The organism is Nitrospirota bacterium (assembly GCA_040756155.1).
GTDB lineage: Bacteria > Nitrospirota > Thermodesulfovibrionia > JACRGW01 > JBFLZU01 > JBFLZU01.
Map to the genome: position 1 here is coordinate 1 of JBFLZU010000083.1, position 13,418 is coordinate 13,418.

A 13,418-nucleotide genomic window follows, 5' to 3' on the forward strand; every position below is an offset into this window, starting at 1 on the left:
GGATGGGGTGCCTTTCTGAATATCCCCTATGTCTTGAAATAGGTTGTGGCAGAGGTATCGGTGCGGAGGCAATCGCTAAGGAGTTCAGAGCAAAGAAGGTTGTTGCTATTGATATAGACCCTGAGCAGATAGAAAGGGCACAGAGGAATTTAAAGTTAGCTTTAAGAAATAAGATAGAATTTAGGGTGGCTGATGCTATGGCACTCGATGAACCAGACGAAAAATTCGATGCGGTATTTTCCTTTGGAGTCCTTCACCATATGGAGGACTGGAAGAAGGCAGTGAAAGAGGTCTCAAGGGTTCTAAAACAAGGAGGGGAGTTCTTTTTTGAAGAGCCTTTAATGCCATTCTTGAGAAACTTCTTTGTCAAGACATTCACAGTACATCCAGAGGGTGGTGAGATTGACCTTAAAGAATTTAAAAAGGTACTGAAAGATAGAGGCATTGAAATAATTAGAATGATTAGCATTGGAAATCTTGCTATAATGGGAATGGGAAGGAAAGTCCGCAGAAGGGGATCATAGCAAAAAATACCGATAGGAAATTGTGGTATAACTAATAAGGGGAGGAAGTCTATATGCACTGGCCTGATTTTGGATGGGGGATGGGATTTGGTGGATTTCTCTTTATGTTTATTTTCTGGATAGTGGTAATATTAGGTATTGTATACATTGTAAAGTTAATCGCAGGAGGAACAAGAAAAGAAGAAAAAGAAGAGACAGCCCTTGATATCCTTAAGAAGAGGTATGCGAAGGGAGAGATAAGTAAAGAAGAATTCGATGAGAAGAGAAAATCTCTGGAATAGATATGATTTTACCCCGCACCAAAAGAAGCCACGCCCCACACCAAAAACTTTTGGTGTCGGGGCATGGGTGTGAACTCCGTAAGACCTTAATGCCACGGCTGTAAAGTCTTGGTGCGGGGTTTACACATGGAATCTGAAATTTACAATATCTCCATCCTTGATGGCGTATGTCTTTCCTTCAAGACGCACAAGCCCTTTCTCCTTTGCCTTTGCCATTCCACCTGATGCTACAAAATCATCATAGCCGATCACCTCTGCCCTGATGAACCCCCTTTCCATATCTGAGTGAACTTTACCAGCCGCCTTCTGTGCGATTGTACCTCTCTTTATTGCCCATGCCTTTACCTCATTCTCCCCGATGGTAAAGAAGGATATATAACCAAGCAGGTCGTAGCAAAGTCTTATGAGTCTATTCATCGCAGGCTCATCTATCCTGAGATCATCGAGGAATGCCCTCGCCTCCTCCCTGTCAAACTGTGCGATCTCCATCTCTATCTTTCCACAGAGGTCTATAACCTTTATATTTCTCCCAACATGCCTCTCTTCAAGTGATTTCTTTAAGCTCTTGTTCTTCTCAGCGTGTATGTCATCTTCACATATATTGAGAACTATTACCTCTGGTTTTATTGATAAAAACTGTATGGGTCTGAGTAATCTCTCTTCATCTTCATTGAATTCTATCTCCCGCAGTGGTCTTTCTATCTCAAGTGCCTCCCTGATTCTCCCTAACAGTTTCTTTTCTGCTTCTGTCTCTACCTTCAGCCCTTTCTTTGAGGCAAGTTCTATCCTTTCAAGCCTCTTTTCGACAATTTCAAGGTCACCGAATATCAACTCATGTTCAAATATCGCTATGTCTCTCTGGGGGTCAATTCCACCGAAGGGGTGTGATACCTTTTCATCCTCAAATAATCTCACAACATGAACTATGGCATCTGCATCCCTTATCAGATTAAAAACCTTTGTGTTATGTGGTGTATCGCCCTTTATCAAGCCTATATAATCTACATATTCCACAGTTGCATGTATTGGCTTCCTCGGGCTATAAATCTCTGCGAGCCTCTCTAATCGCATATCTGGAACCTTAACAACACTCACATGTGGTTCTCCCTCAACGGTTGGATAGACTGTCATCTCAATGCTCTGTCCTGTAAGGGCATTAAAGATTGTGGTCTTGCCTGAATTAGCAATTCCTGTAATCGCAATCTTCATTTATTTCCTTTAGGCCGTTAGATAGTAATTTATTTAACGTCCTTTATCTCTGTCTTCTCGTTCTATCGCTGAGATGAGGACACGAACTATATTCGCATCAAATTGTATACCTGATAATTTTGAAAGTTCTTTGACTGCTTCTTCGTGTGTGAGTGCTTTTCTATAGTGCCTTTCAGATGTCATAGCATCATATGCATCAGCACCAGCAAGGATGCGGGATTCAAGTGGTATCTCCTCACCTTTTAATCCCGCAGGGTATCCTTTCCCATCGTATCTTTCATGGTGATGGTAGATTATAGGAACGACATCCTGAAGAAAACCTATATGCGAGATAATATCAGCACTGATTACTGGATGTCCTTTCATGATATCAAATTCCTCATCGCTTAGTTTACCATCTTTGGTTAACACCGATTCAGGTGTCCCTATCTTCCCAATATCATGGAATAATCCCGCCTGTTCGAGGCGTTGAAGCCTTTCTTCATCAAAATCAAGTCCCCTGCCAACCATCAAGGCATACTCTGCAACCCGGCTTGAGTGCCCGGCAGTGTATCTATCTTTTGCGTCCACTGCAGCAGAAAGTGCCCTTATTGTGCCGATATAGGTCTCTTTTAGTTGTTTAAGGGACTCTTCAAGCCTTATATTGAGTTCTATGAGCGAGATATTCTGTCTTATAATTGTATTTGATGCCCCCTTTACTATCCCGAATAATACGAGGTACAAACCTGCAAAACCACCACTCAGAATTAACCATGTAGTTACCCTTAATTTATTGGAATGCTCCTCTATGGGTTTTAATGATTCATACACTTCGTATGCGCCTGTTATTTTGCCTGTATCCTTATCTTTTATCGGAACATATATCTCAAGCAGTCTCTTGAATCTTGTGGATAGATCTCTATTTTCTTCTGTATCCAGTCTTGATACCTCAGCGTGTATATCTCCGAGGAGTGCTTTCTTCAGGTCATCTTTCACTGCATGTTTTTTCCCTGTTATCACAGGGTTATCTGAATAAATAATGTATCCATCCCTGTTCCATATCATTACCCGAGCAATCCTCTCCGAAAGGATATGTTCCTTGACGAATCGGTCAATCTCTTCATATTTTGAAACAGTTAATGGTCTGTCTATAGGGGGGAGTATCTTTTCTATCACTGTATGGACGGCAAATGCCGCTGTCTTGGCTGAATCCTCTATCATTACCTTACGCATAATCTCTGATACTGCCCAGGCGAGGATTGTCCCGATCAGAACTACAGCGATAAAACTATATATCGAGAATTTCCCAACAATCCCAAGAGGCTTCATGAGTTAATAATATACTACATTAACGATATAATCAATAAAGTCTCGCTTTTCTAATTGAACTGTTATTTTCTTTTCTGGTATTATTCTATCATGTCATTGCCAGTAAATAAGTTCTTTATTTTAATAATGCCCCTTTTTCTTTTGCTTCTTCAGGGCTGTGCAAAGGGAAGAAGAATAACACACGAACCCATAAAAGAACAGAACGGTATAATCAAAATTGACTTGAAGGATATCCGTAAAGGAGCTATCCACTTTTATACATTTAACTCTCCCAAAGGTAAAAGGATAGACTTCTTTGTAGCAAAGGACTCTAATGGAAATATCAACTCAGCCTTTGATGCCTGTGCCATATGTTACAGAAAGAGATTAGGATACAGGAAGGAAGACGAGTATATCGTATGCAATGCGTGCGGTAATAAATACGAAATAGCAGATTTAGATAAGGGGCTTGGGAGCTGTTTACCTATTCCATTGAAACACAGTATAGAAGGAGAATATCTTACAATAAAGACCCCAGAGTTTCTTCGTGGGGGATATCTTTTCTGAGGATTCTTAATGAAAGATGAGGCTATACTTTCATTTTACAATGGTGTTGCACTCATGGCAGACCCACTTTATGGCTACATCCAGTTTACTACACCCATTAGTAAGCATGAAGTCACAGAGAAAGAGCTTATAGATTCACCCTGGGTACAGAGGTTGAGATACATCTACCAGCTTCAGAGTGCAAGGTGGGTATATCCATCTGCCGAGCACAGCCGATTCCAGCACTCCATAGGGGCAATGCACTTGGCAGGAAGGTTCGCAAGACACCTTTACCCCTCACTTAAGGAAGTAGTGCGGGAGTGTCCTTCTGAGTTCTATGTGGAAGAGATCCTTCGTTTGGCAGCTTTACTTCATGATATAGGACATGGACCATTCGGTCACTTCTTCGATGAGAACTTCCTTGAAGACCTATCTTTAAACCATGAGATTATCGGTCAGAGAATTATTGAAGATGAGATTGGAGACCTTATTCGTCTTATAAGAAGAAGTCCTGGTGGATGGTTTTCTGAAGACGAAGAGATTCACCCAGAACAGATATCCTTTTTGATTCGTAAGGGTGAAGGTGACACCCGCCGGCAGCCAAGATGGCTTGTACTTCTTCAGCCTTTACTCGGAGGCATTTATACGATCGATAATCTTGACTATGTCCTAAGGGATTCATATATGTGTGGTGTCTCTATCGGACCTGTAGATATTGAACGACTGATGCATTATACCTTTTTTACAAAAAAGGGGCTTACATTACACAGGGCAGGTGGTGCGGCACTGGGAATGTTCCTCAATGCAAGGCTATATCTCTATTCCAATGTTTATTACCACAGAACCACAAGGGCAATAGACCTCCATCTACGGGAGATATTCAGGGATACCATGTCTATAATATTTCCGTATTCTCCTGTTGATCGTCTCGATAGATACCTCTATCTTACAGACTGGTCGCTTTTAGAAGAAGTAAGGCGGTGGGATCGTTCAAGTAATATGGCAAAGGGGAAACTTGGCAAGGAATGGAAGAGAATCCTCTGCAGAGATATCAAATGGAAAATGGCTTACGAAACTACACTTTCAACGAGCGTAATTGAAAAGGGGAAAAGGATGATCTCTGCAGGAGATCTTGAAAGGGAAATAAAGAAGAGATTATCTCCAGAGCTAAAGAGCCTCCCATTCCGTGTAGATATGGCAAGCCAGGATCCCCGACCTATAAATCCACTCGTGATGGGAGAAAAACAGATATATGTATATAATCCCTCTGATGGCTCCAGTTCAAAAGAACCACTAAAAGAGTATTTTGATTATATTCCAGCGAAGGTCGTCAAGTGCAGGATATTTACAATAAATCATAAACATGATGCAACCATTACATCTATAGCCGAAAGTATTCTACAGAGTGAGGATGAAAGTATTAACACTAATGTGTAACTAATAGGAACATCTCAGCTATCGTCTTATTCCCCACCTTTGCCACTATCCTGTATTTCTTGCCATCCTTCTCGATAGAGTACCCTTTCATTAAATCCCGCGCTGTATCTATCTTGTATCCCCTGTCTTCTCCATCGTTATACTTCTTATTTCCAATAAACCCTATCAGGTTGACCTTCATATTTTTAGCGATTCCTTCTGTGAGCGCATCAACTATCTCAACCCTGTCTCCTGCTGTAATCTGGATAGCCTCCTGATGGCGTAGGGCATATCTTGTTCCATTCACATTGAGTATAAAATATTTAAATGATGGTGGTGTATCAGATACCGCTCTGGCAATTCTGGAATCAGTATCGCTTACCTTCAGGTATACCCTTCCACATTCATAAGCATCTTTCTTGACAACAACAAGTGTACCCCTGTCTATCAGAACAGGTCTGCCGAGGTCATTCCCACCCCCAACACCAAGTATATCTATATTCAGTCCCCTCTCATAGTTGGCAACGGCATGTGAGATCTCAATGGTATCACCCTTTTTGATAGTTAGCGTCTTTCCGTTGTGGACTACCAGCGGGGTTGCTCCATTTACCGAGACAACAAGATATTTAAGCACAGGAGGATCAAGGTATATCTTGGGATTCTCTGGGATGATCTCAAACTCTTTCATAAAGGCATTGATTGCCAGTGTCTGACATTTGACCTTGAATTTTATATCTTTAATCTCTTTTGATGTCTCAATACCAAATGCAGGTATCCCGAAGTTTGTAAGGGCAAAGTATGTTGCAGAACGCCGCTGCTCTGGATGAATTGTATCAGGGGATGCTGTGCGAGTATTGTTAAACTTAAATCTATATTCGGCAACGGCGATATTCTGATTGATTTCTTCGATTATCTTTTGCGCTATCCCTTTAAGATCCAAGTCCCGCCTGTATCTTACAGAGTATGCTACATCGGAATCGGTTATTATCGACTGCCCAAATCTCCTCCGGTTCTTAAGCGGTGACTCCCATCGCTCAGAATAGAAGCCTGACCCCTCATGGAGATTCAGCAGGATATCGCTCTCTGCCATAAGTTCTTTAAGTATTGAAACGACTCTGTCTTCATATCCGCCAGAGGCGGATTTAATCCTTCCCGTATCTACAAATCTCCGGTTCATATCGCCATTAATTGCCCTTCTATTCTTAAGAATCGAAGGGAAATTTGCCCGTGGTACTACGATTAGATTCCCTTTCTTCAGCGACATGTCCGCATAGAGGTCAGCTGCGAGGTATCCTCCAGGCTCATCGCCTTGTATTCCTCCTATTATCATAAGGGTATTGCCTCTCTCGGCACCTCTGATTTTATAAACACTCAATTCGTATTCTGTGCCCTGAAAATAAACCATGCGCTCTGTGCTGGTTGATCCGAGTGCTAATGGTGGGCGGGCAGGTAACTCTACGGGGACAATCAAGGTATATAGAAGAGTCAAGGTGCAAAATGCAAAATTTAAAAATAAGGGGGTCATTTATCAATTGTTCATTGTTGATTGTTCATTTAATCTCATGTGTTTTTTTGTAAAGAACCCTGCCATCATTCGAATAAACGATGATTGTTGCATTATTGAATATGACCTCGGGGGGCACCTTTTTAATTGACCCACTAACAACCTTCAGCCTCTGGATTGAGAATGGCTCTCCCTTCCTGTAGTCTTGGGGATGTCCCTTTTCTACCTCCATCTGGGGGAATACAATATAATAAGGGTCTTGTGTCCCACCACCACTCAATATTAATGAGACATAACCTGAGATAGGACGATTGCTTGGTCTCAAGTTATGGAGGGAGAAGGAAAACCTGTAAGTGTTGTCTTTATAAAGATAAACCTTAAGATTCTTCACCTCGATATCCTTTGTCTCTGGCACCCTGTCCTGGCTCCCCCAAAAATCCCTTTTTAAGGATGCCCTGCCCTTCTGCATAGCCTCGATGGCAGTCTCTGCAGTATGGAGTCGGTCTAAAAGTCGCTCCTTTTCTGAAGCCCACTCCTTCTTCTGATAAGTGGTTATTATGTAACCATAGATCGAGAATATAGAGATCAGAACAAAGATAATACAAGCTATGCCGAGAGCGATGAACATTACTAATCTAATATGTATGATGCGGGGTTTACCTATCTCATCCCTGATAAGAATAATGGTCAGTTTGCTATCCCTGAGTTTTTTCTTCGCGGGCATAAAATTCTCTCTTTATCAGTATCTCTCCATTTCTCGAATAAACTATTACCATCACGGTCTGAAGACCTGAAGCGCTGAGGCTTCCTTTAACGATCTTAAACCTCCTTATAGAATACCATTCGGCTTCTCTATAATTGAGAGGTTCATCGCCCCGAAGCCTCATAGCAGGATAAGAGACCGCGTTTATCCCTTTGCCGATAATTGCTAATCGTCCTGATAATAACTTGCCATTCTGTGTTTTATTTGTAAGTTTGAAGGTAATATTAAGTCTATCGCCTGATCTTTCTGCCTTAAATTGCTCTATTGCAATATCCTGAGATTCGCTCTTTAATGCCTTCGGCTTATGACTCCTTTCAGGGGTTGCAACGAGTTTTTTCGTCTCTTTCTTCTGTCTCTCTTCCTCTATAAGACTCACAAGTTTTATGTTCTGACTGATATCTGGTTCTCTGAATTCTTCACTGATTATTTTCCAATCATCCTTTTCTTTTCTGAGATAGAGCCTCTTAAAACCATCACTTGAAAACTTATCTGAGTTGTATATCTGCTTGAAGCTGACAACTGCAATCCCATTATAGGTAAATATATTAAGTGCATCGATGGATACGCTGATTTTCCTGTATTGTTCATTAAGCCTTCTTTTATGTTCCCTCCATGCATTCCAGTCCTTTCCATCAGATCTAAATACCATAGAGTAATATGCCATATATCTGTCAAGTTCTTTGTTCTCCCATGTCCTTTTCCAGTCCATAATAATATTCGTAAGTATATCTGCCATTCTCTTTTTTTTGTTTGTGGAGATATGGCTTATCCTGTCGAATATAATAACAGGCGTCTCTTCAATTCTTACATACTGCCCTATATTTATTATATCTGCATTGCTCAATACTACACATCCTTTCGAGTATCCATAATCACTCACACTTGGCTTGAATGTCGCATGTATCCATATACCGTTACCACTCTTCCCTTCAAGTCTATCTACAGGATTGGGGTAGTTAAGTGGCAGTGCCATAATCCCATATTGCTTATCCAGTTCACTCCTACCCATAACACCTGTTGTAAAATATATGCCCTCAGGTGTCCTTTTGTCACCGCTTTTCTGCTTATCACCCCCACCCTCTCCTGTCGCAGAATCGTAGACCTTGAGAAGAAGTGGTATATCATTATCAACCTTGTAAAGTAACAACCTATTTGTTGACTTCTCTACAACAATCACAAATGGATACTCCTTTGTAGAGACTTTTATAATCGATGAGGGATCTCTCTCTACAGATGTAGATTTGTTATATCGTGAACCTTCATATGCATATGTCTTATTGCATGGGAGGAGTGATATTATTACGCAGATTAGAACCAATAAATTCCGTTTCTCCCGCACTATATCTCTCTCCTGCCATCTAAAGCCTTTGATAAAGTAACTTCATCAGCAAATTCCACATCGGCTCCTACGGGCAAGCCACATGCTAATCTCGTTACCTTTATCCCAAATGGCTTTATAATTCTTGCGAGATAAAGGGCAGTTGTCTCTCCTTTTGTATTTGGATTTGTTGCTATAATAATTTCTCTTATCTCATTTCCATTCAGACGTCCCAGCATTTCCTTTATCTTTATATCTTCAGGTCCTACGCCATCCAGAGGAGAGATTGCACCAAGTAGCACATGATAAAGCCCATTATATTGCTTTGTTCTCTCAATTGCTATAAGATTGTTCGGTTCTTCTACAACACATATTTTACTACGATCCCTCGATTCATCCAAGCATATTCCACACACTTCAGCATCAGTTATATTAAAGCATTGAGTGCAATATTTACCTTTATCTTTAAGATCCACGATAGCGCTGGCTATCGCCTTTGCATCCTCGGATGCCATATGCATTATAAAGAAGGCTAATCGTTGTGCTGTTTTTCTACCAATGCCTGGAAGTCTTGTGAGTTCGTTTATCAGCCTATTAAGCACATCCATAAGGTACCTCTTTATGCGTCATCAACCCTCTCCTCTAAGGGGAGAGGAGCAAGGTGAGGGGGATTTTAAAACATTCCTGGGATCTTGAGTCCTCCCGTTATCTTTGCCATCTCTTCGGACATTAGTTTCTGTGCGTCCCTTATTGCCTGGTTAACTGCTGCAACTATAAGATCCTGAAGCATCTCTATATCTCCGGAATTGATTACATCTGGTTCGATTTTGATCGAAACGATCTCTCCGCGTCCATTTGCAATCACGGTAACCATACCACCTCCTGCGGATGATTCTACTGTCCTAGCACCTGCCTCTTCCTGTATCTTTGCCATCTGTTCCTGTAACGCTTGTGCTTTTTTCATTATGTTGCTCAGCATGTTATTCGACATCTCTACTCCTCCCCCATCTTTTCTTTTGGTTTAACATCTATAAGCCTTCCCTCAAATATCTCTAATACGCTCTTTATAAAAGGCTCGGCGGTTCTATTAATTGCAACTGCCCTGATGCCTATCTCAAAACCTGTAAGTTCTTTTGCAGCATCGGTTATTATCTTTTTATTATCTGCATGGTTTACTGAATCTACAAGAAAGCTGAGCCCCCCATTAAAGCCTATCTTTAGTTCTTTCCCATCAAAGCCCATAAATTCCGCCTGCTCAAGTTTTGAACCGAGGGGTGCTTTCTTCTCTTTTATCTTCTTTACGATCTTTCCCCAGAGGACACTAAAATTCCTATTATTCCCCAACTCATTCTTGTTCTCTATTTCCTCTGAAGTGATGGATACTGTTGATACTGAATCAATCGGAAGGTTTTTTTCTGCGTGGGCAAGTCGTTCAATAATTTCATTGATAGAACTTATTTCTTTAAACCGTGTCGCCTCCACAAGATAGAGCTCAAGAAGAAATCGTGGATAGACTGTTGCCCTTATCTCCCCCTCGGCTCTCAAGAAATGGTTGAGAAGAAGCTCTACATCCTCAATCGAAAACGCATCTGCAATCTTGATGATTTGCTTTATATCCTCTTCAGGCATATCCAGTAACCTTTCTGGCTTGCTTGTAATTTTTGTTATAAGAATATTCCTGAAATGCTCTGCAATATCTCTTATTAACCTCCTCAGGTCATAACCCCGCTCCACGGCGTCATCTACCGTCTGGAGTGCCTTTTCAGCATTTCTCTCAGCAATTGCCATTGAGAGACTACAGAGTAGAGCGTTATCAGGCAGTGCCAGTATGACTGAAAGGTCTTCTTCTTTTATCCTCATACCACAGTACGCAAGGGACTGGTCAAGAAGACTGAGGGAATCTCTCAGGCTTCCTTCAGATGCCAGCGCTATCAATCTTAATCCCTTTTCGGTTATCGAGATCCCTTCCTCTGCACAGATATATCTTAATCTCTCTATTATAGCCTGCTGTGATATTTTTCTGAATTCAAAGTGCTGGCACCTTGAAAGAATCGTTGCGGGTATTTTGCGGGGTTCTGTTGTGGCAAAGATAAAAAGGGCGTGTGGAGGTGGTTCTTCGAGCGTCTTGAGTAGCGCATTAAATGCTGAATTTGATAACATGTGAACTTCATCTATGATGTAGACCTTGTAGCGGCTTCTGGAGGGTACATATCTTATGGCTTCTCTAAGCTCACGGATATCATCCACCCCCGTATTTGATGCACCATCTATCTCTATAACATCTATTGAACTGCCTGTAGTAATTTCATCGCAGGTAAAGCATTGTCCACATGGCTCAGGGTTTATCCCCTGCTGGCAATTTATTGCCTTGGCGAGTATCCTTGCAGTCGTCGTCTTTCCAACCCCTTTTGCACCAGAAAAAAGAAGAGCATGAGCCAGCCGGTTTGACTCCAGCGCATTTTTAAGTGTCCTGGTCACATGCTCCTGTCCTATAACATCCTCAAAAACCTGGGGTCGCCATTTTCTTGCAAGAACAAGATAACTCATAATTTTGTCCCACTATCCTCACAGCTTAGGCTACCCTGCGGCACCCAGTACACCTGCTTACCGCTGCTTCCTCCCGGACCTGACGGAATTCACAGGTTCCTGTTGCACAGGACCCAAACTATGAGGATACTGTTACAAAATTAACTACAGTTATGAGTTTTAAGTTAGGAGTTCAGAGAAAAAATCTTTAAATCTCCGAACTCAGAACTAATCTGGCGGAAGGAGCAGGATTTGAACCTGCGATCCCTTGCGGGATAACGGTTTTCGAGACCGCCGCCTTAAACCACTCGGCCATCCTTCCACATAATACAGTTCAGAGTTCCGAGTTCTGAGTTCGGAGAAAAATCTTGAATCTCCCAACTCAATACTCCTAACTCACAACTCCGAACTAATATGGCGGAGAGAGTGGGATTTGAACCCACGGTCCCGATTTTACTCGGAACACACGATTTCCAGTCGTGCCCCTTCAGCCACTCGGGCACCTCTCCTCCGCTCTTTAAAGAATCTCTGTATCAGTTTCCTGCTTTCCTTCCCCAGTATGCCTGATGTCACCTGAACCTTATGATTGAGTCTTTTATCATCAAACACCCTGTAAACCCCATTAGAAAGCCCCGCCATTCTAATGGGGTAAAGCGACTCCACCACGCCTGTTTTTGGATCAGAACAGCCATAGATGAGATGGTCTATTCTCGCAAGTATCATTGCACCAGCACACATGAAACATGGCTCAACAGTGACATAGAGAGCGGAACCTGTGAGTCGCCATCTCCCCAATCTCTCTGCAGATTTCCTCAGCACTATCATCTCCGCATGTGCTGTTGGATCCTTGTCCACCTGCCGTCTGTTGTGTGCCCTTGCAATTATCTCACCGTCAATTATCAGAACGGCACCTACTGGAACCTCGTTCTCAGCGAATGCTGCCGCTGCCTCCTCAAGGGCAATCTGCATGTATCGTTCATGTATCTCCTGTTGAAGCTCCCTGCAGTTCGTTGCAAGAATCGGAGATAGCGAAGCAATCGGAGATCGCGAAACAAATTGTCTTTCTCTCATATTCTAACTGACCACTAACTACTAAAAACTCATAACTGCAAATTTCACATGGTGAAATTTGATTGGCGCGCCCAGAGGGATTCGAACCCCCGACCTACGGATTCGTAGTCCGCCGCTCTGTCCAGCTGAGCCATGGGCGCATATTATATCGCATCCTTCAGTCTTATAGAATACCTCGGATGCTCAAAAGAATGCACATCTGGAAATTTTAAAAACAGCCAGCCTTCGAACACCTCCTTCCCTCTTTCTAATATCTTTATCCTTAACGCCGGGTTATTTTTTTCGTTAGAGACAGAGGTTTTTACACTGCCGTCCATACGAAAATCCGGTAGAAATTCTTCTGTCTTAACCCTGAGTGTTGACCCAGGCACATCAATCTCACTACCTATCTTCACGGTAAAATCCTTGCTCGTTTTTTTATCTCTATCCTCTACAGTCAATACTACAGACCGCCATCGTTTTTTAACATCATCTGGCACTATTATCTTTGATTTCGCCTGTGAAGGAATCTCTGTCGTCCCCGGGGTAGATTGTGGTTGAATTGGCCCCTGAAGAATAGGACTCCTTGCCTGCTGTACATTCGAATCCTTCCTTTCATCTTTCTTTGAACAACCACTCAACGCAATAACTGCGATAATCGAGATTATTATAAAAACTCTATGCATCCTTCCACCTTTATACGGTGATCAGTTATCAGTGAATAGTTGTCAGTTAAAAATCTTTAAACACTGACCACTAATCACTATTCACTGTTTTTCCTGGCGGAGAGGCAGGGATTCGAACCCTGGGTGGAGGTTTTTGCCCCCACAACCGCTTAGCAGGCGGCTGCCTTAAGCCTACTCGGCCACCTCTCCCTGTTAACTACAGTTAAGAGTTTCGAGTAATGTGGCGGAGGGAGTAGGATTCGAACCCACGGACCTTTCGGTCAACGGTTTTCAAGACCGCCGCCTTAAACCACTCGGCCATCCCTCCC

13 protein-coding genes, 5 tRNA genes, 1 other RNA gene and 1 pseudogene are annotated in these 13,418 nt (G+C 42.3%); 4 read left to right on the top strand and 16 right to left on the bottom strand.

The genetic code is table 11. The features are described from left to right. Positions 1-524 (top strand): class I SAM-dependent methyltransferase (locus AB1488_08180; GenBank protein MEW6410074.1); only part of this gene is annotated, 524 nt, incomplete at its 5' end. A gap of 53 nt (positions 525-577) precedes the next feature. Next, positions 578-805, top strand: a complete 228-nt coding sequence (locus tag AB1488_08185) for an SHOCT domain-containing protein (GenBank protein ID MEW6410075.1) — start codon at positions 578-580, stop codon at positions 803-805. 120 nt (positions 806-925) lie between these two features. Here AB1488_08185 and ychF read toward each other — a convergent pair whose 3' ends face one another. Then, the gene (ychF, locus tag AB1488_08190) at positions 926-2,014 is read right to left on the bottom strand and encodes a redox-regulated ATPase YchF (GenBank protein ID MEW6410076.1); all 1,089 of its coding nucleotides are present in this window, start codon (positions 2,012-2,014) and stop codon (positions 926-928) included. Between the two features lie 33 nt (positions 2,015-2,047). Beyond that, a complete protein-coding gene (locus AB1488_08195; protein ID MEW6410077.1) occupies positions 2,048-3,322 on the bottom strand; it encodes an HD-GYP domain-containing protein in 1,275 nt (424 codons plus the stop codon). A 126-nt stretch (positions 3,323-3,448) separates the two neighbouring features. Here AB1488_08195 and AB1488_08200 point away from each other — a divergent pair, with 126 nt between their 5' ends. Together AB1488_08200 and AB1488_08205 are read left to right on the top strand one after the other, a co-directional pair. Continuing rightward, entirely contained in the window at positions 3,449-3,868 is a 420-nt protein-coding gene (locus AB1488_08200; protein ID MEW6410078.1) for a Fe-S-containing protein, read from the top strand. A 9-nt stretch (positions 3,869-3,877) separates the two neighbouring features. Continuing rightward, positions 3,878-5,284: an HD domain-containing protein gene (locus tag AB1488_08205; protein MEW6410079.1), complete on the top strand. Its 1,407-nt coding sequence runs from the start codon at positions 3,878-3,880 to the stop codon at positions 5,282-5,284. On the opposite strand, the gene AB1488_08210 is transcribed toward AB1488_08205, so the two are convergent. The 14 genes and pseudogenes from AB1488_08210 to AB1488_08275 form a co-directional block, all read right to left on the bottom strand. After that, positions 5,274-6,752 carry a M14/M99 family metallopeptidase gene (locus AB1488_08210; protein MEW6410080.1) on the bottom strand — a complete coding sequence of 493 codons (1,479 nt, stop codon included), beginning with the start codon at positions 6,750-6,752 and terminating at the stop codon, positions 5,274-5,276. The genes AB1488_08205 and AB1488_08210 overlap by 11 nt on opposite strands. A gap of 61 nt (positions 6,753-6,813) precedes the next feature. After that, positions 6,814-7,491, bottom strand: a complete 678-nt coding sequence (locus AB1488_08215; protein MEW6410081.1) for a hypothetical protein — start codon at positions 7,489-7,491, stop codon at positions 6,814-6,816. Then, positions 7,463-8,869 carry a L,D-transpeptidase family protein gene (locus AB1488_08220; protein MEW6410082.1) on the bottom strand — a complete coding sequence of 469 codons (1,407 nt, stop codon included), beginning with the start codon at positions 8,867-8,869 and terminating at the stop codon, positions 7,463-7,465. The genes AB1488_08215 and AB1488_08220 overlap by 29 nt, the downstream gene beginning before the upstream one ends. Then, a complete protein-coding gene (gene recR / locus AB1488_08225; protein MEW6410083.1) occupies positions 8,869-9,456 on the bottom strand; it encodes a recombination mediator RecR in 588 nt (195 codons plus the stop codon). Before recR ends, AB1488_08220 begins: the two co-directional genes overlap by 1 nt. A gap of 65 nt (positions 9,457-9,521) precedes the next feature. Continuing rightward, on the bottom strand, positions 9,522-9,839 hold the full coding sequence (locus AB1488_08230) for a YbaB/EbfC family nucleoid-associated protein (protein ID MEW6410084.1): 318 nt from the start codon (positions 9,837-9,839) through the stop codon (positions 9,522-9,524). A 2-nt stretch (positions 9,840-9,841) separates the two neighbouring features. Next, entirely contained in the window at positions 9,842-11,395 is a 1,554-nt protein-coding gene (gene dnaX, locus AB1488_08235; protein ID MEW6410085.1) for a DNA polymerase III subunit gamma/tau, read from the bottom strand. Between the two features lie 20 nt (positions 11,396-11,415). After that, positions 11,416-11,514: signal recognition particle sRNA small type (ffs, locus tag AB1488_08240), an RNA gene on the bottom strand. A gap of 94 nt (positions 11,515-11,608) precedes the next feature. Beyond that, a tRNA-Ser gene (locus AB1488_08245) sits at positions 11,609-11,696 on the bottom strand. A gap of 93 nt (positions 11,697-11,789) precedes the next feature. After that, a tRNA-Ser gene (locus AB1488_08250) sits at positions 11,790-11,883 on the bottom strand. 46 nt (positions 11,884-11,929) lie between these two features. Continuing rightward, positions 11,930-12,445 (bottom strand): annotated as a pseudogene (locus tag AB1488_08255) (nucleoside deaminase). 63 nt (positions 12,446-12,508) lie between these two features. Further along, positions 12,509-12,585, bottom strand: a tRNA-Arg gene (locus tag AB1488_08260). 3 nt (positions 12,586-12,588) lie between these two features. Further along, positions 12,589-13,110, bottom strand: a complete 522-nt coding sequence (locus AB1488_08265; GenBank protein ID MEW6410086.1) for a DUF2155 domain-containing protein — start codon at positions 13,108-13,110, stop codon at positions 12,589-12,591. A 94-nt stretch (positions 13,111-13,204) separates the two neighbouring features. Beyond that, a tRNA-Ser gene (locus AB1488_08270) sits at positions 13,205-13,299 on the bottom strand. Between the two features lie 32 nt (positions 13,300-13,331). Beyond that, a tRNA-Ser gene (locus tag AB1488_08275) sits at positions 13,332-13,417 on the bottom strand. Position 13,418 lies beyond the last annotated feature (1 nt).